The sequence below is a fragment of the Streptomyces sp. NPDC051211 genome (assembly GCF_040689505.1).
In the GTDB taxonomy this organism is placed as follows: domain Bacteria; phylum Actinomycetota; class Actinomycetes; order Streptomycetales; family Streptomycetaceae; genus Streptomyces.
In genome coordinates, this window is the sequence record NZ_JBFBAV010000006.1 from 1 (window position 1) to 21,623 (window position 21,623).

14 protein-coding genes are annotated in these 21,623 nt (G+C 70.6%); 6 read left to right on the forward strand and 8 right to left on the reverse strand.

The window, feature by feature from the left end:
* Window positions 1–179: 179 nt before the first annotated feature.
* Window positions 180–842: a TrkA family potassium uptake protein gene (locus tag AB0447_RS08610; RefSeq protein WP_351309362.1), complete on the reverse strand. Its 663-nt coding sequence runs from the start codon at window positions 840–842 to the stop codon at window positions 180–182.
* Window positions 839–1,507 carry a TrkA family potassium uptake protein gene (locus AB0447_RS08615; protein WP_366475813.1) on the reverse strand — a complete coding sequence of 223 codons (669 nt, stop codon included), beginning with the start codon at window positions 1,505–1,507 and terminating at the stop codon, window positions 839–841. Before AB0447_RS08615 ends, AB0447_RS08610 begins: the two co-directional genes overlap by 4 nt.
* 198 nt (window positions 1,508–1,705) lie before the next feature.
* On the opposite strand from AB0447_RS08615, the gene AB0447_RS08620 reads away from it, so the two are divergent.
* The 3 genes from AB0447_RS08620 (at window position 1,706) to AB0447_RS08630 (ending at window position 7,993) form a co-directional block, all read left to right on the forward strand.
* Window positions 1,706–3,757 (forward strand): APC family permease, encoded by a 2,052-nt coding sequence (locus tag AB0447_RS08620; RefSeq protein ID WP_366475814.1) that lies wholly within the window; start codon window positions 1,706–1,708, stop codon window positions 3,755–3,757.
* 207 nt (window positions 3,758–3,964) lie between these two features.
* Window positions 3,965–5,302: a class I SAM-dependent RNA methyltransferase gene (locus tag AB0447_RS08625; RefSeq protein WP_366475815.1), complete on the forward strand. Its 1,338-nt coding sequence runs from the start codon at window positions 3,965–3,967 to the stop codon at window positions 5,300–5,302.
* A 579-nt stretch (window positions 5,303–5,881) separates the two neighbouring features.
* Window positions 5,882–7,993 (forward strand): DUF2075 domain-containing protein, encoded by a 2,112-nt coding sequence (locus AB0447_RS08630; RefSeq protein WP_366476000.1) that lies wholly within the window; start codon window positions 5,882–5,884, stop codon window positions 7,991–7,993.
* Window positions 7,994–8,048: 55 nt separating this feature from the next.
* On the opposite strand, the gene AB0447_RS08635 is transcribed toward AB0447_RS08630, so the two are convergent.
* The 3 genes from AB0447_RS08635 to AB0447_RS08645 form a co-directional block, all read right to left on the reverse strand.
* Window positions 8,049–8,177 (reverse strand): DUF6408 family protein, encoded by a 129-nt coding sequence (locus tag AB0447_RS08635; protein WP_366475816.1) that lies wholly within the window; start codon window positions 8,175–8,177, stop codon window positions 8,049–8,051.
* A gap of 197 nt (window positions 8,178–8,374) precedes the next feature.
* Window positions 8,375–10,237, reverse strand: coding sequence for a DUF2075 domain-containing protein (locus AB0447_RS08640; RefSeq protein WP_366475817.1), 1,863 nt, complete (start codon window positions 10,235–10,237; stop codon window positions 8,375–8,377).
* Between the two features lie 319 nt (window positions 10,238–10,556).
* Window positions 10,557–11,531: a LysR family transcriptional regulator gene (locus AB0447_RS08645; protein WP_366475818.1), complete on the reverse strand. Its 975-nt coding sequence runs from the start codon at window positions 11,529–11,531 to the stop codon at window positions 10,557–10,559.
* Between the two features lie 156 nt (window positions 11,532–11,687).
* Here AB0447_RS08645 and AB0447_RS08650 point away from each other — a divergent pair, with 156 nt between their 5' ends.
* On the forward strand, window positions 11,688–12,842 hold the full coding sequence (locus AB0447_RS08650) for a M6 family metalloprotease domain-containing protein (protein ID WP_366475819.1): 1,155 nt from the start codon (window positions 11,688–11,690) through the stop codon (window positions 12,840–12,842).
* Between the two features lie 64 nt (window positions 12,843–12,906).
* On the opposite strand, the gene AB0447_RS08655 is transcribed toward AB0447_RS08650, so the two are convergent.
* A complete protein-coding gene (locus AB0447_RS08655; RefSeq protein ID WP_366475820.1) occupies window positions 12,907–14,655 on the reverse strand; it encodes an ABC transporter substrate-binding protein in 1,749 nt (582 codons plus the stop codon).
* Window positions 14,656–14,814: 159 nt separating this feature from the next.
* On the opposite strand from AB0447_RS08655, the gene AB0447_RS08660 reads away from it, so the two are divergent.
* Together AB0447_RS08660 and AB0447_RS08665 are read left to right on the forward strand one after the other, a co-directional pair.
* The gene (locus AB0447_RS08660) at window positions 14,815–16,080 is read left to right on the forward strand and encodes an alpha/beta fold hydrolase (RefSeq protein ID WP_366476001.1); all 1,266 of its coding nucleotides are present in this window, start codon (window positions 14,815–14,817) and stop codon (window positions 16,078–16,080) included.
* A 66-nt stretch (window positions 16,081–16,146) separates the two neighbouring features.
* Window positions 16,147–17,373: a M6 family metalloprotease domain-containing protein gene (locus AB0447_RS08665; RefSeq protein ID WP_366475821.1), complete on the forward strand. Its 1,227-nt coding sequence runs from the start codon at window positions 16,147–16,149 to the stop codon at window positions 17,371–17,373.
* 29 nt (window positions 17,374–17,402) lie between these two features.
* Here the strand turns inward: AB0447_RS08665 and AB0447_RS08670 are convergent, their stop codons facing one another.
* Both AB0447_RS08670 and AB0447_RS08675 read right to left on the reverse strand, forming a co-directional pair.
* Window positions 17,403–19,604, reverse strand: coding sequence for an MMPL family transporter (locus AB0447_RS08670; protein ID WP_366475822.1), 2,202 nt, complete (start codon window positions 19,602–19,604; stop codon window positions 17,403–17,405).
* An 11-nt stretch (window positions 19,605–19,615) separates the two neighbouring features.
* On the reverse strand, window positions 19,616–21,412 hold the full coding sequence (locus tag AB0447_RS08675) for a hypothetical protein (protein WP_366476002.1): 1,797 nt from the start codon (window positions 21,410–21,412) through the stop codon (window positions 19,616–19,618).
* Window positions 21,413–21,623: the final 211 nt, after the last annotated feature.

Genomic DNA, 21,623 nt, shown 5'->3' on the forward strand with positions numbered 1-21,623 from the left:
GCGCCTTGGTGGGCGGGGCCGCCCCCCCCCCGCCCGCCCGGGGGGGGGGCCGCGGGGGGGCCGGCGGCCGGCCCCCCCCCCCCCGGCCGGGGGGGGGGGGGCCCCCCCCCCGCCCCCCCGCCCCCCTTTTTCGCTGCACGTCGTGCTTTCGCTGCACGTCGTGCGCGGCGGGCCTTTGCCTAGCGGCGGGCCTGGAGGAGGTCCTCCAGCTGCTCCTCGCGCGCCTGCGCGGCCACGAACAGCAGCTCGTCGCCCGCCTCCAGCGTCTCCTCCGGGCTCGGCGTGAGCACCCGGTTGCCCCGGATGATCGTCACCAGCGAAGTGTCCTCCGGCCACTCGATCTCGCTGATCTGAGTGCCGGTCACGGAGGACTCGGGCGGCAGCGTCAGCTCGACCAGGTTGGCGTCGCCGTGGCTGAAGCGCAGCAGCCGGACCAGGTCGCCGACGCTCACCGCCTCCTCGACCAGCGCCGACATCAGGCGCGGGGTGGAGACGGCGACGTCCACGCCCCAGGACTCGTTGAAGAGCCATTCGTTCTTCGGGTTGTTGACCCGGGCGACGACGCGCGGGACGCCGTACTCGGTCTTCGCGAGCAGGGAGACGACCAGGTTCACCTTGTCGTCGCCCGTCGCTGCGATGACCACGTTGCAGCGCTGGAGCGCCGCCTCGTCCAGCGAGGTGATCTCACAGGCGTCGGCCAGCAGCCACTCCGCCTGCGGCACCCGCTCCACCGAGATGGCCGTCGGCGCCTTGTCGACCAGCAGCACCTCGTGGCCGTTCTCCAGCAGTTCACCCGCGATGGAGCGGCCGACGGCTCCGGCTCCGGCGATCGCGACCCTCATGCGTGTGCCTCCTCGGGCCCCTCGGCGAAGGCTTCCTCCACCTTGGCGATCTCGTCCGTCCGCATCATCACGTGGACCAGGTCGCCCTCCTGCAGCACGGTCTGGGAGGTCGGCAGCATCGCCTCGCCCAGCCGCGTGAGGAACGCGACGCGGACGCCGGTCTCGTCCTGAAGCCGGCTGACCTTGTGCCCGATCCAGGCGTGGGAGGTGTGCACCTCGGCGAGCTGCACACCGCCGCTCGGGTCGCGCCACAGCGGCTCCGCGCCCGAGGGCAGCAGCCGGCGCAGCATCTGGTCGGCGGTCCACCGTACGGTCGCCACGGTCGGGATGCCCAGTCGCTGGTAGACCTCGGCGCGCTTGGGGTCGTAGATGCGGGCGGCGACGTTCTCCACACCGAACATCTCGCGGGCCACGCGGGCGGCGATGATGTTGGAATTGTCACCACTGGAGACGGCGGCGAAGGCGCCCGCCTCCTCGATTCCGGCCTCGCGAAGTGTGTCCTGGTCGAAGCCGACTCCGGTGACCCGGCGGCCGCCGAATCCCGCTCCCAGCCGACGGAACGCGGTGGGGTCCTGGTCGATCACCGCGACCGTATGCCCCTGCTGCTCCAAGGTCTGCGCGAGGGCGGAGCCCACTCTTCCGCAGCCCATAATGACGATGTGCACGGCCGTCCTTCCGGCTGTCAGCGGCTGTTGTTCTCTCCAGCCTCATTCACGCTCAGGCTTCACAGGGTCTCAGACCATGGCCCAAGCTACACACGGGTGGTCGCCCGTGTGGTCCGTAACCGCGCAGTGGTGCGTAATTGGCCCGCGGCGGGGGTGGTGGTTGGGCAGCGGTCTTTTCGAACGCTTAACATCCTCTGCGTGTCCAAACTGACCGACGTGCCCAAACGGATCCTGATCGGCCGGGCGCTGCGCAGCGACCGCCTCGGGGAAACACTCCTTCCCAAGCGGATCGCCCTTCCCGTCTTCGCTTCCGACCCGCTCTCCTCCGTGGCATATGCCCCGGGCGAGGTTCTGCTGGTCCTTTCGATCGCGGGTGTGTCGGCGTACCAATTCAGCCCCTGGATCGCGGCCGCGGTCGTTGTCCTGATGTTCACCGTCGTGGCGTCCTACCGGCAGAACGTCCACGCGTACCCCAGCGGCGGCGGCGACTACGAGGTCGCCAACACCAACCTCGGGCCCAAGGCCGGCCTCACCGTCGCCAGCGCCCTGCTCGTCGACTACGTCCTGACCGTCGCCGTATCGATCTCCTCGGGCGTCGAGAATCTCGGCTCCGCCGTGGATTTCGTCATCGAGCACAAGGTGCTCTCGGCGATCGTCATGATCCTTCTCCTGACGCTGATGAATCTGCGCGGAGTGAAGGAATCGGGCAAGCTCTTCGCGATCCCGACGTATGTGTTCGTCGCCGCCGTTTTCATCATGATCGCCTGGGGTGCCTGGCGCGGTATGGTCATGGACCAGACCATGTCGGCCCCCACCGCCGACCTGGAGATCAAACCCGAGCACCAGGGACTGGCCGGCTTCGCCCTGGTCTTCCTGCTGCTGCGGGCCTTCTCCTCCGGCTGTGCCGCCCTCACCGGCGTCGAGGCCATCAGCAACGGCGTACCCGCCTTCCGCAAGCCCAAGAGCAAGAACGCGGCCACCACCCTGGCCCTGATGGGCGGCCTCGCCGTCACCATGTTCTGCGGCATCATCGGGCTGGCCATGGCCACCAACGTACGGATGGCCGAGAACCCGGCCGCCGACCTGCTGCGCGACGGCACCCCGGTCGGCGACTCCTACGTCCAGCACCCGGTCATCTCCCAGGTCGCCGAGGCGGTCTTCGGCCCCGGCAGCTTCCTGTTCATCCTGCTCGCCGCCGCCACCGCGCTGGTGCTGTTCCTCGCCGCCAACACGGCCTACAACGGCTTCCCGCTGCTCGGCTCGATCCTCGCCCAGGACCGCTACCTGCCGCGCCAGCTGCACACCCGCGGCGACCGGCTGGCCTTCTCCAACGGCATCGTGCTGCTGGCCGGCGCCGCCATACTGCTGGTGTGGGTCTACGACGCCGACTCCACCAAGCTGATCCAGCTCTACATCGTCGGCGTGTTCGTCTCCTTCACGCTGAGCCAGATCGGCATGGTCCGGCACTGGAACCGGCACCTGAAGACCGAACGGGACACGGCCGCGCGCCGCAGGATGATCCGCTCCCGGGCCATCAACACCTTCGGCGCCTTCTTCACCGGCCTGGTCCTGGTCGTCGTCCTCGCCACCAAGTTCACCCACGGAGCGTGGGTGGCCCTGCTCGGCATGCTGATCTTCTACGCCACCATGACCGCGATCCGGAAGCACTACGACCGGGTCTCGGAGGAGATCGCCGCCGCCGAGGGCCCCTCCGACGACAGCGTCCGCCCTTCCCGCGTCCACTCGATCGTGCTGGTCTCCAAGATCCACAAGCCCACCCTGCGGGCCCTCGCCTTCGCCAAGCTGACCCGCTCGGACACCCTCGAAGCACTCAGCATCAGCGTCGACGCCGCCGAGACCAAGGCGCTGCGCACCGAGTGGGAGCGGCGCGGGATCAACGTCCCGCTGAAGATCCTCGACTCGCCGTACCGCGAGATCACCAGGCCGGTCGTCGAGTACGTCAAGGGGCTGCGCAGCGAGAACCCGCGCGACGCGGTGAGCGTCTACATCCCCGAGTACGTGGTCGGCCGCTGGTACGAGCACCTGCTGCACAACCAGAGCGCACTGCGGCTCAAGGGCCGGCTGCTCTTCACCCCCGGCGTGATGGTCACCTCGGTGCCCTACCAGCTGGAGTCCTCGGAGATCGCCAAGAAGCGGGCGAAGAAGCGCCAGGAGTGGAACGCCCCGGGCGCGGTACGCCGCGGCCCGGTGAACGCCGCACGCCCGAAGGACCCCGCGTCGAAACCCTGACCGGGGCACTGACCCGACCGGGGCGCTGACTGGGCTGGGGACCCGACCGGGCTGGGGAACGTGACAAGTTCGGTCCCGTGACAGGGTCGGTGAGGTGACAGGCTCGGTCACGTGACAGGGTTGGTGAACGGCGGGACGAGATCCACGTAAACTGGTGGGTCGGTCGTCCGGCCGTTCCCCTTTTCAGGTTTTTGGAGTCTCCCCACCATGACGAGCGCCGAGCAGAACGAGAAGCAGTCACTGGTCGGGGAGGAGTACGAGGTCGAGGTCGGCCCCGTCGCGCACGGCGGACACTGCATCGCCCGCACCGCGGAGGGCCGGGTCCTCTTCGTCCGCCACGCCCTCCCCGGCGAGAAGGTCCTCGCCCGCGTGACCGAGGGCGAGGAGGACTCCCGCTTCCTGCGCGCGGACGCGGTCACCGTCCTCACGGCGTCCAAGGACCGGGTCGAGGCCCCCTGTCCGTACGCCGGCCCCGGCAAGTGCGGCGGCTGCGACTGGCAGCACGCCAAGCCCGGCGCCCAGCGCCGGCTCAAGGGCGAGGTCGTCGCCGAGCAGCTTCAGCGGCTCGCCGGGCTCACCCCGGAAGAGGCCGGCTGGGACGGCACGGTCATGCCCGCCGAGGGCGACAAGCTGCCCGCCGGGCAGGTCCCGCAGTGGCGCACCCGCGTGCAGTACGCGGTGGACGAGGACGGCCGCATCGGCCTGCGCAAGCACCGCTCGCACGACATCGAGCTGATCGACCACTGCATGATCGCCGCCCCGGGCGTCAGCGAGCTGGGCATCGAGAAGCAGGACTGGCCCCAGATGGCCACCGTCGAGGCCATCGCCGCCTCCGGCTCCGGCGACCGCCAGGTCGTCCTCACCCCCCGCCCCGGCGGCCGCCTCCCGCTCGTCGAACTCGACAAGCCGGTCTCGGTCCTGCGCGTGGAGGAGAAGGACGGCGGCGTCCACCGCGTCCACGGCCGCCCCTTCGTGCGCGAGCGCGCGGACGGCCGCACGTACCGGGTCGGCATGGGCGGCTTCTGGCAGGTCCACCCGCAGGCCGCCGACACCCTGGTCAAGGCCGTGATGCAGGGCCTGATGCCGCGCAAGGGCGAGATGGCCCTGGACCTCTACTGCGGCGTCGGCATCTTCGCCGGCGCCCTGGCCGAGCGCCTCGGCGACTCGGGCGCGGTGCTGGGCATCGAGTCCACCAAGCGCGCGGTCGAGGACGCCCGCCACAACCTGGCCGACCTGCCCCGGGTCCGCATCGAGCAGGGCAAGGTCGAGCAGATCCTGCCGCGTACGGGCATCACCGAGTGCGACCTGATCGTCCTGGACCCGCCGCGCGCGGGCGCGGGCAAGCAGACGGTCCGCCACCTCGCCGGCCTCTCGGCCCGCCGCATCGCCTACGTGGCCTGCGACCCGGCGGCCCTGGCCCGCGACCTCGGCTACTTCAAGGAAAACGGCTACAAGGTCCGCACCCTCCGCGTATTCGACCTCTTCCCGATGACCCACCACGTGGAGTGCGTGGCGATCCTGGAACCGATCGCAAAGGGCCTCTGACCTGCACGTTAGGCAGTGTGCATTGTGAGCGTTAAGGGCGACGCAGATTCGACGCTCATGACGCACGTTTGACGCACGTTCTGATGGGGCGTCGTCATGTTGGACGGCAAAGTCTGCAGGATGAGGCACGACCCACACGCCGGACGGGCATTTGGACCAGGCGGTGTTCTCCGAGGCACCGGACGTCTCGGAGAACCGGTCGTCCTCATGTGAAGGGCGGTGCCGCCTGCTGCTCTGCTGTGCATGACGTGGACGGCATTCAAGGGTTCCGGCCACGGTTGGCGCTTCGCACTGAAGAGCTGCTGGGCTCGGCCATCCGGCAGTAGAGGCTCTTCGGAGATCCCAACGGCCGACGTCCGAGGCAGCTGTGAGGAAGCGGGCAGCGGACCTCTGGTGACCCGGGGTTGATCCGGCCACGATGTCCGTACGTTTCGGCCGAGGGTCGTAGCCCGGCGTTCCTCGGCGGGCGACCCCTTCTCTAAGATCACCGATACCGATTGCGGCCCGACGGACTTCCTCGCGAGGACATGTCCCCACCCGCACGAGCTACTCGTGCCCTGGGGGAACCACCTCGTGTCCATGCTCCTGCTGAAGCTCTCGGCGCAGGATCTGCTCGCTCTGCACAGGCGCCGCCACATGGTGTCGCACCTCGCTGCGCGCTGGCGGTACTTCCGCGGCTCTGACGCCTCGGTCACCGAGCGCTCCGCCTGGGCGGAGAGTCTGATCAGTCTTGCGAACGACCTGGTCGCCGCCGATCGCGGGAACGTGGAGATGGTGGTCGAGTGCGCTGCCACGCTCGACGAATCCGACCGTCCGAATCCCCGGCTCGTCGACGTAGTCCTGGTCGGCCGGCATCCGCACGAGGACCGGCCGTCCGTACAGCTCGTCGAATTGAAGCGCTGGTCGACGGTGACCAGGATCGAACGGGCCACCGCGGAACTGGTGCACGTGCCGGGTATGGGCGACAAGAAGCATCCGGCGCTGCAGCTGCGTGAGTACTACGAGGCGTTCACGAGCAGCAGGGGTCCCTTCGAGAACTCCGCATTCGAGTGCGGGGGTTTCGCCTACCTCCACAACGCCACGGACGACTCCGTACGTCCGTTGATCGGTGTTGACGCACCGACGGGCGCGTACGCCCGTGTGTACACGGCCGACCGGCGCGCTCAGTTCCTAGACGACCTCAGGGAGAGCTTCGCCGCCGTGGGCGGGGCCTCGGAGGCCGAGACCATGCTGCGGACCATGGGGTTGCGCAATACACCGCTGCTCGACGCCATGAACTGGTCCCGAGGTGACGACACCGTATTTACCCTGCGCGGACGGCAGAAGGTGGTTGCGGACCAGATCCTGGACGCGGCGTCCAAGGTCCTTCCCGGCCCCGAGCAGCCCGCCCTGGTTCCGGACGAGAGGCGCGTGATCTTCCTGGTGACAGGTGGCGCCGGTACGGGCAAGAGTGCCATCGGCCTGCAGATCAAGGCGAAGCTGGAGGCACAGGGCCGGACCGTGAAGTACGCCAGCGGAAGCAGGGCTTTCAATGCGGCCATTCAGGAGCACGTCGGTTACGGGGACAGGGAGTTCAAGGAGACGTTCGCCTACTTCAGCAACTTCGTCGACACCCCGGTCCCCCCGCTGGACGTTCTGATCTGCGACGAGGCGCATCGCCTGCGCGACCGTTCGACGAATCGGTTCTGGACGCCGGAAGAGCGGGAGAAGTGGGGGAAGGGGCCGCAGGTGGACGAGCTGCTCGACGCGTCACGCCTGACGGTGTTCTTCCTGGACGAAGGACAGTCCGTGCGTCCGAAGGAAGTCGGCACCGTCCAGCTGATCAAGGACGCGGCCGAGCGCCACGGCGCTGACCTGCTCGAGTATCGCCTGCGCGAGCAGTTCCGGTGCGGTGGCAGTGGTTCCTACATCCGCTGGGTGCGCGCCGTACTCGGCGTGACGGACGACGTGCCAGAGCTCTGGAGGCCGGACGGACTGATGCATGTCGAGGTCGCGGACACCCCGGAGGAGCTCGAACGGATCATCCGGACGGAGGCCGAGGCCGGCGCGTCCGCGCGCATGGTTGCGGGCTACTGCTGGCCTTGGACGGACCCGGTGGGTGAGGAGAAGCGACTGGAGGCAGATGTCCGGATCGGTGAATGGCATAGGCCCTGGAACGCGAAGAGCGAAAGCTTCTGCGCTGACGGGGTGCCGCCGTCGGACATCTGGTCCGTCCACGCCAACGGCCTCGGTCAGATCGGCTGCGTCTACACGGCACAGGGCCTGGAATGGGACTGGTGCGGCGTGATCATGGGTGAGGACATGGTGCGGCGTGGTGATGAGTGGGTGTTCCGCCGAGGCAAGGAGCGCAAGGAAGGCCCGGATTCGGACATCAAGCGTGTCGATCTGCCCGGTTCGTTCGACCCGAAGGTCAGCGCCTCCAGTGTGGACGACGACGACTTCGCGCGGCTCGTCCGCCAGGCGTACCACGTGCTGCTGACCCGGGCGAGCCGTGCGACGGTGCTGTACTCCACGGACGAGGAGACCCGCGCCTACCTGAAGGGCCTGGCGGGCCAGGTGGAGATTCACGGGCTTCGCCCCACTCGGTGGAATCTTCCGAAAGAGGCTCGCCCACCGCACCTGCCGCGGGCGAACGGGAGGCGTAGCCGGAAGCGTCGGAAGTCGTCGGGTCCCGACCTTCGACTGTTCTGACACCGGGCATCGGGCAGTGGAGTGGCGGGCTCTCCGGGCCCGCCACGTACCTGCGTCAGAAGAGCAGGTCCGCCACCGCAGTCAAGGCCGTCGCCAGAAGGCTGGAGACAACTCCAACAGCGATGTCGATCAGGATTTCGCGAATCCGTTCACGACGCGCAGGCTTGTACTCGACGATGCTCATGTCGGCCTTCCAGGTTGGTGAGATCTGAATGGCAGGGGGCGCCCTGCGGGCAGCCACGCTCACGTCGTGTGTCGCCACACGACGGGCACAACCATTCGTCACTCACGGCCTGTTCGGCTTCACGCATGAACCACAGCCTCGTACCCTCCGGGAAGGTGCGCAGCGAGGTCATGCTATCCGTCGACCGGTGCCGTAGCTCAGGAAATAAGCGAGCGGAGCTTCTCACGCGTTTCAGGGTCCGTCGAGTAGACGACCGTTCCGATCATGCCCCGGGTCAGCAGTACCTTGTAGGTGTTGCGGACGAGCCGGTCGACGTCGTCGTCCGGTGTTGCCTTGGTGAACGAGGGGTCTTTCGACGCCGAGCGGTCCACCACCCACCGGTCGGTCCGCCAGACCAGGTCCGGTCCCATGATCACGCCCGACCAGTCGTACTCGAAGCCCTGCGCCGTGTACACGCACCCGACCTGGTCGAAGCCCGCGGGATCGGTCGCCCAGAGCGGGGCCGGTGGCGCGCCCAGAAGGGATCGGTCTCCGTACAGGTTCCACGGTTTCGACCAGTCGCCGATCACCACGTCCGAGGGCAGCGCGGTCATCCCGGGAGTGATCTTCGTGGTCCACTTCCAGCAGTAGCCGGCGGAGAGCCGGGCGCCGTACCCGTGGGCCCGCTTGTCGCTCAGGAACTCCTCGAGCGCTCGCGGGCTGTCCACCGTCAGCAGCTGCACCTTGCCGTCCGGCTCCCATACGACCGGCCCGTCGCCCTCCAGCCTCAAGAGACTGGTCACCCAGCGCAGATAAGCGTCGCTTCCCCCGCAGCGGAACTGACTGTCCAGCTCCACCAGCGTGCAGTCAACCTCCTGTTCGGCCGCGGCCTGTCGGATCTGCTCGACCGTCCCCATCTCGCCCGGACGCACCACCTGGTGCTGGTCGAGCAGGAACACCGGAACCCGGGCCGCGTCGATCAGCTCGGCGACCTGCGGCCGCCCGCTACGCAGGGCGGCCTTGGTGTAGCGGTTGGCGGAGGTCTTGCGGAGACGGTGTGCCTCGTCGCACACGAGCACATCGATGTCGTTGGGCTCGGCCTCCATGAAGCTGTTGAAGTACCGGAACAGGCGCTGAACCTCCGGCTTGCGCGCACCCGCGACCTTGCGCATCGTCTTGGTGAACGACTGTGACCCGGTCGCGTGGAGTGCAGGCACACCGCGCCGGTACAGGTCGCCGAGCACGGACAGGGCGATCACGCTCTTGCCGGAGCCGGGTCCCCCGGTGACGACAACCACCTGCTTGCGGTTGGACCGACGGGCCTTGCGGACCGCTGCCATCACCGTCTCGTAGGCGAGCCGCTGCTCGTCCAGAAGCACGAACTGCTCCCGGTCACGGACCTCTTCGGCAGCCACGGCCATCAACTGCTTGGACGGCCGCACCCTGGCCTGCAAGAGGTCGTCGGCAGCGGCGGCACCCGGCTTCGCGGCCAGCCTAGAGCGCAGGTAGTCCAGGAATGCGCCGCGCTGGTCGCCGGTGAACATACGGCCCCGGTGGTCCTCCTCGACCTCGCGTAGTCCCGCCACCCCGAACTCGGTCGCGTTGTGCAGGAAGGCCACACCGGTGACGGATGCAGGGTTCCGCTCGAGAGCCCCGTTGAACGAGACCAGGTAGTCGCAGTAGCCCCGCACCTGCTCGATGGGGTTGAGGACGGGATCCGGGTAGGAGGGCACGCGGCACCGCAGCGGATCGTCCTCCTCCGGGTGAGCCTCGCTCCATTGCTTGAGTTCCACAACGACGTACGACGGATCGCCGGAGGCCGGATGCACCCCGGCCAATATCACGTCCGCGCGCTTGCTGGTCAGCGGCAGCCCGTACTCCAGCAGCATCTCGACCTCACCGAGACCCGCTTCGACCAAGGCGTGCGTGAGGGCGGGGATGCTGCGCTCCCAGGACCGGACCTCCGCAACGTGGGGCTTGTAGCCGTGCCTGTGGAGGAAGTTCTCGCTCAGGAGTTCCGCCAGCCGTCCTTCGAGACGGGTGCGGTTGGCCAAGGACGCCGCGGACTCACGGAACAGCAAGAAATCGCCCCCAGGCAGCACGGAGTAGCTCGTGCGGGTGGGGGCATGTCCTTCGGTTCCACGGAGGTGGAGCGGAAGCCCGGCGGGCCGCTGAGATTGTCCTCGTCATCCTATGGCAGCTATGGATCAAGCAGCCAGGGCACGAACCTCGATCCAGGTCGAGGGACCTCAGCGCTGAATAGGGCAATTCGTGGAGCGTGGCCGCACCGGACCCGGTGCCGTCGACGCGTACTCCCGCCTCCGACCAGACGTCCGGAATGCGTTGACTCCCGTCTGGAACCTGCTGCCACGCCCTGGCCAGGGAGTGGGCGGGCGGCGGTCAGGGGTGGGGCCGTTGGCGGCCGGGCGTGGTCGGGTTCAGGTGCTGCCAGTGGGTGTATGCGGGGCTGGATGTGCAGGTGGTCTGGTAGCCGGTGGTGACTCGGCGGAGGATTTCCGTTTCGTAGGACGTGAGGGGGCCGTCCTGGCGCCAGGCCAGGAGGTGGCGGTACCACAGGGGGTTTCCGGTCAGGGGGCGGATCGCGATGCCGGGGGTCTCGATGAAGGTGGCCTGGCAGAGGCTGACGGCCAGGCCCGCTCGGATGATTTCGATCAGTTGCCGGCCTTCCGCTTCGTAGGGGGCGGAGGGGGTGCGGCCCGTCAGGGCGCAGACCGACGCCCAGTATTCGCGGGTGCGGTCGCCGTCGGGGCGGGGCACCGCCCAGTCCTCGTCGAGGAGTTCGGGCAGTGAGACCTCGTCGTGCGCGGCGAGGGGGTGGGTCGCCGGCAGGAGGGCGAAGACCGGCTCGGTGGCGATCGGGTGGAGGGTCACGCCGTCCCGCTGCGGCAGCTGTTCGTCCGGGTGGTCGCCGAGCACCGCCGCTTCCAGCCGGCCCGCGGCGAGGTCGTCGAGCAGGGCGAAGGGGGAGTACTGGCAGCGGGAGGTCAGGTCGGCCTCGGGCAGGAACGCCTTCACGGCCAGGAGGAGATGGCCGAGCAGCGGAGCGCCGACCGAGCCGATGCGGATCCGGTCCGCGGCCGACATGCGCCGGGCGGCGCGGGCCGTGTCGGCGAGCAGCCCGTCGATGCCCGGCAGGATGGCGCGGGCCCGGCCGAGTACCAGCTCACCGAAGGGCGTGGGGACCGTGCCCTCCTGCCGCCGGTCGAACAGGGTGCCGCCCAGCATGGTTTCGATGCGGCGCAGTTGGGCGCTGAGGCCCGGCTGCGTCATGTGGAGTGCGGTGGCCGCCCGGGTGAGGCTCCCCTCCTCGGCGATCGCACGTACCACCCGCAGGTGCCGTATCTCCAGATCCATGGCGCGGATGTTATGGACCGACGACAGCTTTCGGACAGGGGCGTGCGTCGACAGTCTTATGTGAAATGTCACACGCCGTTCATCGTTCATGGAAGGTGCGATCACGTGAGAGCCCCACATCTCCCGTCGAAAACCGTTCGGTCGGCTGTCTCGGCGTTGCTTTTCGCCGCCCTGTTCCCGCTCCTCCTCCTCGGCGCGCCTCCCGCCCGCGCTGCCGTGGCCGCCGACAGCGTGTCGTCCTGCGCGCTGCGCGGCACCACCGGCTGGACGGACGAAGGGCGCGACACGGACTACTCCGTGTTCAAGCGCCCGGTGGGAACCGTCAGGGTTGCCATGATCTTCGTGGACTTCCCGGACGCGCCGGCGACGGAAACCCCGGCCCAGGACGCGGCACAGCTCACGCCCGGCGCTGACTGGCTGTGGAACGCCTCCTACGGCAAGGCGTGGCTCGCCATCACCCAGCACCCGCGCTGGGTGAGGATGCCGCACCGCTCCACCGACTACGGCTACGCGCGCGGGCTGACGCACGAGTTGCACGAGGCGTACCTGAAGGACGCGGTCGCGGCGGCCGATCCCCACGTGGACTTCTCCCCGTACGACATGGTCTACGTCGTGGCGACGAAGAACGCGTCGGCGGTCTCCTTCACCCCCACCTATGTGTACGACCCCGGAACGGCGGGCGTCGTCGCCGACGGCAGGAGGATCAGGTGGGCGGTGACCTTCGGCCAGGACATGTGGCACTGGGGCAGGAAGTTGGTGGCCCACGAAACCGGCCACGCCTTCGGGCTGCCCGACCTGTACGCCTTCGCTGCGGGCACCGATGCCCACCGCTTCGTGGGCGGGTGGGACGTGATGGGCCTGATCGGAGGGGCCGGGTCGCAGTACTTCGCCTGGCACTCCTGGAAGCTGGGCTGGACCCGGGACGATCAGGTAGTCTGCCGGGCCTCGGCAGGCAGTGACACCGTGTACCTCACTGCAGTCGAGTACGGGTCCGGCACCAAGATGGCGGTCGTCCGTACCGGCCCCACCACCGCGTACGTCGTCGAGTCGCGACGGGCCGTCCAAGGGGACACGGCCGTCTGCTCGACCGGTGCGCTGATCTACCGGGTGGACACCTCCGTGCGGACCGGCGAAGGGCCGATCCGGGTCATGGACGCCAAGCCGGGCGCCACGCCGGCGCCCGGCTGCCGGCCGCTGGACGACGCCCCGTACTGGGCCGGTCAGTCGTTCACCGACGCCACGGCAGGTGTCCGGATCGACGTGCTGAGTGCGGACGGGTACGGGGAGACCGTACGGATCACCAAGTCGTAGCGCGCCCGCGGACGGCTGTGCCCCGGCTCCTCGATCGTAGGGAGCCGGGGCACGCCTCGTTCCTTCAGCCGGTGCTCTGAGCGGGGTTCTTGAGGCCGACGGTGGCGTAGTCGATCTGGCCGCCGAAGGACGTGTGGCCGAAGGCGCCCGCCACGTTGGTGCCGAGCAGCAGGGGCATGCGTTCCATGACGACGGGTACCGCCGGGGCCTTGGCGAGGATCAGGCCGTCCAGTTCGCGCCACGCCGTGCCGGCCTGCGCGGCGTCGGTCATGGCGGCGATCTCGTCCATCCGCTTCATGGTCGCCTCGTCGCGGAAGAGCGAGTGGTTCCCGGAGTTGCCCTTCTCCTTGATGTAGCGGCCGTCGAAGACGAAGGGCAGGAAGGTGGAGCCGGAGGGGTAGTCGGGACACCAGCCGGTGTAGACCAGGCCGGTGCGGTTCTTGGTGTCGCCGATGGTGTCGTAGAAGGCGGACGGGTCCACCGTCTCGATGGTGACCTTGATCCCGGCGCGGCCCAGCGACTGCTGGATCGACTCGGCGGTCCCCTTGTCGCCGTTGGAGACGGTGATGGTGGTGGCGAAGCCGTCCGGCTTGCCCGCCTCCTTCAGCAGCTGCTTCGCCTTCTCCACGTCACCGGTGGCGGGGATCTTCAGGGTGTCGGGCTGGCTGCCGCCGAAGAGCGGGCCGGGCATGTAGGCGGTGGCCACGTCGTTGAGCGCCGGCCCGCCGGAGGCGGTCACGATGCCCTCGCGGTCCAGGGCGTACTGCACTGCCTGCCGCACCTTGACGTCGTCGAACGGCGCGCTGCCGGTGTTCATCTGCACCATCTCGGTGCAGGTGGTGGACTCGGCCAGGAGCCGCGCCCTGACGTCGGCCTTGGTCAGCACCTTGGGGGTGCTCTCGGGGCGCAGCTTGCCCCAGGACACGGCGGAGGCGTCCACGCCCGCCGAGGCGATGAGCCGGTCGTCGATCTGGTTGGCCCTCAGCCCCATCACGACGACCACCTTGTCCGGATACGCCTTGCGCACCGCGTCGGTCTTGGCGTCCCAGTGCTCGTTGCGGACCAGGACCAGCTTCTTGTCCCGGTCGTACGACTCGATCCGGTACGGGCCCGAGGAGAACGGGCGGCTGTCGTACTGCGGGCCCTTGTCCTGGGCCTTGGGCACCGGGGCGAAGGTCGGCAGCACGGTCGCGTAGGGGAACTCCGCGAAGGGTTTGCGGAGTTCGAAGACGACCGTGTGGTCGTCGGGCGTCCTGACCGAGTCGAGGTGCCGGCCCTGAGCGGGGCCCCGGTACCCCTCGGCGCCGGCCAGGTAGCGGGCCGCGTAGTCGGGGCCGCCGGGCAGGTCGGGGGAGAAGGACCGCTCCACGTTGTACTTGATGTCCTGGGCGGTGATCGGCGAGCCGTCCTCGTACTTCAGGCCCTTCTTGAGCTTGAAGGTCCACGTCCTGGCCCCGTTGGAGGAGACGCCGAGGTCCTCGGCGAGGTCGGGGACCAGTTCCCCGCCCTTGGCGCCCGGCTCCGCCCGGTAGGTGACGAGGGTGCGGTAGAGCAGCCGGGTTCCGAAGTCCATGTCGCCCAACACCCAGTTGCGGGCCGGGTCGAGGTGGGTGAAGTCCTGGTTGGACAGGACGGTGAGGGTGCCGCCCTTCTGCGGGGTGCCGCCGACCACCTGTCCGCTGTTGGACGTTGCCGGGTTCTGGCCGCTGCGGTCGCCGCCCGCCTTCTGTCCGCCGGTGCAGCCGGCCGCGGCCCCGAGGGTGAGGGCGGCCGCCAGGGCGGTGGCGAGAGTGGTTCTGGTGCGCGCGTTCATGGGTGGTCACTCCCGGAGCCGGTGAAGCCGAAGCTGGAATGTGACCCGTAAAATAGTAATGTGAAATTGCATTGCTCAAGATGTCGCGTAACCCCATAACACGGTGCTATGCCCCGGCGGGAGCTTTTCGCGGCGGGCGCGGTGATCGACGCTGACGTCATGAATCCGGCGTACGCCACCACCGATCACTTCTTCACCGTCCCGCTGGACCACTCCCTCCCGGCCGGTCCGACCATCCGGGTGTTCGCGCGGGAGGTCGTCGACCCGGCCCGCACCGGTGAACAACTGCCGTGGCTGCTCTATCTGCAGGGCGGGCCCGGCGGCAAGGCTCCCCGTCCTTCGGCGGGTTCGCCGGGCTGGCTGCCCCAGGCGCTCAAAACCCACCGGGTGCTGCTCCTCGATCAGCGCGGCACCGGCCGTTCCACCCCGGTCACCGCCCGCACGGCCTCCCGGTTCGACTCCCCGGCCCGACTGGCCGCGCACCTGTCCTGCTTCCGCGCCGATGCCATCGTGGCCGACGCGGAACTGATACGCCGCCAACTGTGCGGTGACGCCCCCTGGGAGACGCTCGGCCAGAGCTACGGCGGCTTCATCACCCTCACCTACCTCTCCCGGGCCCCCGAGGGGCTGCGGGCCTGCTACGTCACCGGCGGCCTGCCCGGCTTCACCGCGACCGCCGACGACGTGTACGCCCGCACCTACCCCCGGGTGCGGGACAGGGTCCTCGACCTGTACGCCCGCTACCCCGACGACGCCCCCCGACTCCGCAGGATCGCCGACCTCCTCGCGGCCCACGACGTCCGGCTGCCGGGCGGCGACCGCCTCACGGTCCGCCGCCTGCGCACCCTCGGTCTCGCCCTCGGCATGGGTGACGGCTTCGAACGGATCCACTGGCTCCTCGACGAATCCCTGGACGAGGACGGCCGGTTGACGGACACCTTCCTCCACCAGGTGGAGGCCCTGACCGGCTTCACCGACAACCCGCTGTTCGCCGTCATGCAGGAGACCCTGTACGGACAGGGAACCGGTCCCACCGACTGGGCGGCCTCCCGGGCACTCGCCGGCTTCCCCGAATTCGCCGAGGACGCCGACCCCCTCCTGCTCACCGGAGAGATGATCTACCCCTGGATGTTCGAGGAGATCAAGGGCCTGCGCCCCTTCGCGGACGCCGCAGACCTCCTGGCCCGGCGCGGCGACTGGACCCCGCTCTACGACCCTCACCGCCTGGCCGCCAACGACGTCCCGCTCGCCGCGGTCGTCTACCACGACGACATGTACGTCGACGCCGGCCTCTCCCTGCGCACGGCGCGTGCCGTCGGCTCCGCCCGTGTCTGGGTCACCAACGAGTGGGAGCACGACGGCGTCACCGCCTCCGGCGGCCGCGTCCTCGCCCGCCTGATGGACCTGGCCGCAGGCCGCGCCTAACCCCCGTTCCCCGCCTCGCTCCGCTGCCCTGTCCGTCCGTCACGGACCGCCTCCGACGGGAGTCCCATGTCTGCCCTGTCCGCCCTCTCCGCCGTACCTGCCGTGCCTGCCCGCCTGGGTGTCATCACCGCAGCTCTCGCCCTCGCCGCGGGCCTGACAACCTCCGCCACAGCGAACGCGGTCGCCCCCTCCACCGAGCCCCGGCCGGCTGCTCCCGCCTCCGACTGCTCGCTCCCCGGCAGGACCGGGTGGACCGACGAAGGCCACGACACCGACCGCGTCCGGTTCCAGCCGTCCACGGGCACCCGGCGCGTCCTGACGCTGTTCGTGGACTTCCCCGACGCCCCGGCCACCGACGCCACGGACGCGTACGCCGCCCAACTGGCCCCGGCCGCCGACTGGATGCGCACGGCCAGCCACGGCCGCTCCCGCCTCGCCCTCACCTCCCTGCACCGCTGGATCCGCATGCCCGCGGACTCGGACTCGTACGGCTTCCAGCGCGGCCTGACCTTCGAGACCCACGAGAAGTACGTACGCGACGCCATCGCCGCCGCCGACCCGTACGCGGACTTCTCGCACTACGACATGGTCTACGTCGTTCCCACCAGGGCGGCCTCCGCGATCTCCTTCTCCCCGACCTACCTCCACGACCCCGCCACGGCCGGCGTGACCGCCGACGGCACCCGCCTGAAGTGGGGTGTGACCTTCGGTCAGGACCTCTGGCGCTGGGGCCACAAGGTCGTCGCCCACGAGACCGGCCACACCTTCGGCCTGCCCGACCTGTACTCCTTCACCGGCGCCACCCATCAGCACGTCGGAGGCTGGGACGTGATGGGCAACATCGCCGGCCACGCTCCCCAGTACCTCGGCTGGCACTCCTGGAAGCTGGGCTGGACCCGCGACGACCAGGTCGCCTGCCTCGCCGCCACCGGACAGCGGCGCACCGTACGCCTGACCCCGGTGGAACGGCCCGGCGGCACCAAGATCGCCGTGCTGCGCACCGGCGAGACGACGGCGTACGTCGCGGAGTCCCGCCGAGCGGAGGGCACCGACCAGGACGCCTGCTCCGCAGGCGTCCTCATCTACAAGGTCGACTCCGCGACCCCGACCGGCGAGGGACCGGTCCGGATCGTCAACGGCAACCCCGGCGCAACCCCGCCGGCCGGCTGCACCGGCCCCGACATGGCGGCCTTCACCCCCGGCCAGACCTTCACGGACCCCGCCGCCGGCATCCGCATCGACGTCCTTGCCGGCGGCAGGACGGGGGACGTCGTACGTCTGCGCAGGTCCTGAAGGCGCGGCACCGGTGCCGCCGTACGTCGTCAACGTTGCGGTGCGGGCTCCGGTGCGGTCCCCGGTGCGGGCCGGGCCGCCGGGGCCGGCGGGCTGAGGCGGGTGCGGCGGAGGGCCCGTGGGGACCACCAGTTCGCCGTGCGGAGGAGGGTCATCGTGGCCGGGACCAGGAGGCAGCGGACCAGGGTGGCATCGACCACCACGGCGACCGTCAGGGCGACGGCCAGCTGTTTCATCATGATCAGCCGGCCCAGGGCGAAACCGGTGAAGACGATGCACATCAAGGCGGCCGAGGAGCTGATGATGCGGGCGGAGCGCTGGACTCCGAGCTCGACCGCGCGGTCGTTGGGCACCCCGGAGTCGTGGAGTTCCTGGATGCGGGAGAGCAGGAACACCTCGTAGTCCATCGACAGGCCGAAGGCCAGGGCGAACACCACCACGGGCAGCCAGTAGCCCAGTCCGCCCAGGGTGTGCACGCCCAGCGTGCGGGCGCCCCAGCCGTCCTGGAAGACCAGGACCAGGGCGCCGAACGAGGCGCCCAGGGACAGGGTGTTCATCGCGATGGCCTTCAGCGGGAGCAGCACCGAGCCCGTCATCCGGAAGAGGAGGACGAAGGTGGTCAGCGCGATCAGGGCGGCTGCCTGGGGCGCGTGGTCGGCGACCTCGGCTCTGAAGTCGAGGTCGAGGGCGGGGCGTCCGGTAATCCAGACCGGGAAGTCGGGCGGCCGGTCCGCCCGGAGGCGCCGGACCAGCCCTTCGGCGGCCGTGCCGGCGGAGTCGGACAGCGGGGTGATGCGGACGACCGCGACGCCGGGGCCGGCGGCCGTAACCGTGCCGACCGCCTCGACGTCCGGGCCGCCGGCGAACCGGGCCGCCCACCCCTGGAGCCGGGCCGGGTCGGTGCGTGCCACGACGACCACCGCGTCGGCGCGGTGCTGGGGGAACCGCTCGGCCACGGCGTCGGCATAGCGGCGCGCCTCCGCCCCCGGCGGGAGCTGCTGCTCCCCGACGGGGCTGACCAGGTGGACGCGGAGGAAGGGGATGGCGCAGGCGAGCAGCAGCACCCCCACGCCGACGGCCACGACCGGTGCGTGCCGGCGGGTCCGGCGGGCCAGCCGGGCGAACCCTCCGGAGTCCGTGTGAGGGGCCGCGGCACACGCCCCGATCCGCTTCGGGAAGGCCGCCAGGAGCGCCGGGGTCAGGGTCAGCGCCGCCGCGAGGGAGAGGGCGACGGTTCCCGCCGCGGCCAGGCCGATCGCGGCGTAGAACTCGCTGGGGAAGGCGGCCAGTCCGCACAGGGCGGCGGCCACGACCAGCCCGGCGAAGCGGATCGCGCGGCCCGCGGTGCCCATCGTCCGCACCACCGCCTCGGGGACGCCGTGTCCCGCGGCCCGCTCCTCCCGGAACCGCCCCACCGTCACCAGCGAATAGTCGATGGCCAGGGCCAGCCCCACCATCGTCGTCGTCGAGAGCGCGGGGGTGGTGAGGCCGTACCAGCGGGAGAGGAGGAGCAGCCAGAGCATGCCCGTGCCGACCGTGCAGACGGCCGCCAGCACCGGTACGGAGGCGGCCACCAGGCCGCCGAAGAGCACATAGACCACCGCCAGGGTCACCGGCAGTGTGATCATCTCGCTGCGCCGGGTGTCGGCCAGCGACTGGTCCGCCACCGCGCGGCGCGCGCGATCGCTGCCGCCGAGGGTCACCTCCAGGCCGGGGACGGCGTCGGCGATGTTCCGCAACCGGGATTCGACGGCCTGTTCGGACGAGCTGCGCAGGCGGTCGGGAAGGTTCTGTTCCAGGCGGACCGAAACCAGGGCGGCGCTGCCGTCGGCCGAGACCGCCGAGGGGTTCCGGCCGGGGCCGGTCACCGAGGACACACCGGGGACCGCCGACAGGTCGTGTTGCGCGGAGGCCAACTCCCGCCGGAACCGGGGATCGGCGACCGGCATGCCCGCCACCACCGCGTCGATCTGCGCTCCGTACGACCGGACGCCGTCCATCAGACGGTTCGCCCGGACCGACTCGTGCGGGGCCACGCTCCAGGGCTGCCGGTCCAGCCGGTCCACCACGGGGCCGACGGCGGCCAGGCCGGCGCCCAGGAGCAGCAGCCACACCAGCAGGACGAGCCGGTGGTGGCGGACGCAGGCGAGCGCGAGCCGGGCCGACAGCGGTGCCGCCCACAGTGACACCGGGGCTTCCCGCCGTGACACCGGGGCTTCCCGCCGTGACACGGGGGTCTCCTTCAGGCTGCGCATCGGCGGTCCCCGGCGCGGTACGCGGAGCCGATCGTGACGTTGCCCGGCCGGGCCACCGTCAGCCGGGTCAGCCCGCCGTCGGCCCCGGCCGGGGCCAGGCATCCGCCCGCCGCCCGGAGCCACGGCGAGTAGGCGATCCGCAGGGTCACGGTGCCGGGCCTGGGCATCCGTACCACCACCTCGGCACGGTCGGACCGCACCACGGACGCGGGTGCCGTCACCAAGGGCGTCGGATTGCTGACCCGGTAGACGCGCCAGTTCGCGTCCCGCCACACCGCCTGGAGGTACGCGGGGCCGCTCGCCACCAGGGCGTGTTCCCGCTCCGAGGCGGCGTCCAGCGGGCCGGCGTGCAGCACGACGAAGCCCACCGCCCAGCGGTCGAGCCAGGCGCGGTACGACGCTTCGGTCAGCGTTCCCTCGTAGAACAGGCGGCCGCGCTCGACATCGGCCTGCCGGTTCCAGCCGCGCGCCAGAGGGACGTACGGCGCCAGCACGGCCGCCTCGCGATGGCTGCGTGCCATGACCACCTCCACCCTGCTGCGGTCCGCCCCCAGCCGTTCGAGGGCGCGTACGACCCCGCCGGTCTGCGCGGCCCATGCGGGGACCCGGGCGGTGTCGCCGATGTGGGCCGCGGTGTTCCCGCCGACCCAGGCCACGGAGAGGAGGAGGGCGAGGGCGAGAGAACCCCGTCGCACCGTCAGGAACCGCCGGTGGACGCCGTCGGCCAGCGCGGCGGCGAGCAGGAGCGGGGGGACCGCGAGATGGGCGAGCCGCTCGACGTTCGTCCCCACCGGCGAGGGGAACAGATAGGTCAGTCCGACTCCCACCGCGTACACCGCCGCGGCCGCCCTCACCGTGCGCCAGGAGCGCGGGGCCGCCAGGGCGGCGGCCACTCCCATGAGCAGCGGGGGCCAGAGCCGTACCAAGGGCATGGGCTGTTCGCCCTGGAAGGGGAACAGCCAGGCGGTCAGGCCGAGGACGGCGGCGGGGGGCAGCAGTGTCGCGGCGGCCGCCGCCGCCCGACGGGAGGTCAGCAGCCCTGCCGCGCCCACGACCAGGAGGAACAGCCCGGCGACGGGGCTCGCCATCGTGGCCAGCACCGCCCAGCAGGCGATGACCGGGCCGCGGCGCCGGCTCGTGCGGTGCCGGCTCATGCGGCGCCGGCTTGCGCGGCGCCCGTTCGCGGGGTCCCTGTTCACGCGGCGCCCGTTCGCGCGGACCCCGTTCGCGCGGTCCTCGCGCGCGCGGTCCTCGCTCACGCGGTGACCGCCGGCGCGGTGGCCGCCGGCGCGGTGCCCGCTCACGAGCGCCCGTACCGCCGCGAGCCCGAAGGCGGCGCCCAGCAGGAATGTGGTGCGTCCCGAGGCCGCCTGGCACCAGAGCATCAGGCCCGCCAACAGGGCGGGCCAGCAGGCCCGGTGCAGGCCGCTGCCGGCCCAGAGCCGTCCCGCCAGCCAGGTGGACACCAGGCCGCTCGCCACGGTCACGGGAACCACCCCGAAGGCCGCCATCACATAGGGCGAGATCAGGCTGTAGGCGCCGGTGTGCAGCCCGCCGTGCCAGGACAGGTTGTACGCGGAACCGGGGTGGCGTGCAGCGAACCCGGCCCACGCTTCCTGAGCCGCCAGATCCCCGCCACCGGTCGCCAAGGCCACCGCCCACAGGGCGTAGAGCGGAAGCACGCACACGGTGGCGAACAGCGGCACACGGCGGCGCCGGTGCCACGGCTCGCGGGCGGGCGCTGCCGCGGCGCCCACGTCGCCGGGCGCTGCCGCGGCGCCCATGTCGGCGGGCACTGCCATGTCGCCGGGCACTGCCGCCCCTGCGTCGCCGGGCGCCACCGCACCCGCGCCGCCCGGCGCGACCTGGCGCGTGGACAGTTCGACTGGGGTCACGGGCCGGGCTCCGTTCGGCTGTTCTGCGGGGGCTGGCCGGTCACACGATCGTCGACGGCGTGCCTGCCCAGCCGATGGCGCGCCCGGGGGCCGTCCGGAG

Excerpts from the sequence above, each read along its gene's own strand:
- AB0447_RS08610 (WP_351309362.1), bottom strand. The coding sequence starts at position 842 with ATGAGGGTCGCGATCGCCGGAGCCGGAGCCGTCGGCCGCTCCATCGCG.
- AB0447_RS08625 (WP_366475815.1), top strand. The coding sequence starts at position 3,965 with ATGACGAGCGCCGAGCAGAACGAGAAGCAGTCACTGGTCGGGGAGGAG.
- AB0447_RS08630 (WP_366476000.1), top strand. The coding sequence starts at position 5,882 with ATGCTCCTGCTGAAGCTCTCGGCGCAGGATCTGCTCGCTCTGCACAGG.
- AB0447_RS08635 (WP_366475816.1), bottom strand. The coding sequence starts at position 8,177 with ATGAGCATCGTCGAGTACAAGCCTGCGCGTCGTGAACGGATTCGCGAA.
- AB0447_RS08645 (WP_366475818.1), bottom strand. The coding sequence starts at position 11,531 with ATGGATCTGGAGATACGGCACCTGCGGGTGGTACGTGCGATCGCCGAG.
- AB0447_RS08655 (WP_366475820.1), bottom strand. The coding sequence starts at position 14,655 with ATGAACGCGCGCACCAGAACCACTCTCGCCACCGCCCTGGCGGCCGCC.
- AB0447_RS08660 (WP_366476001.1), top strand. The coding sequence starts at position 14,815 with ATGAATCCGGCGTACGCCACCACCGATCACTTCTTCACCGTCCCGCTG.
- AB0447_RS08665 (WP_366475821.1), top strand. The coding sequence starts at position 16,147 with ATGTCTGCCCTGTCCGCCCTCTCCGCCGTACCTGCCGTGCCTGCCCGC.
- AB0447_RS08675 (WP_366476002.1), bottom strand. The coding sequence starts at position 21,412 with ATGGGCGCCGCGGCAGCGCCCGGCGACGTGGGCGCCGCGGCAGCGCCC.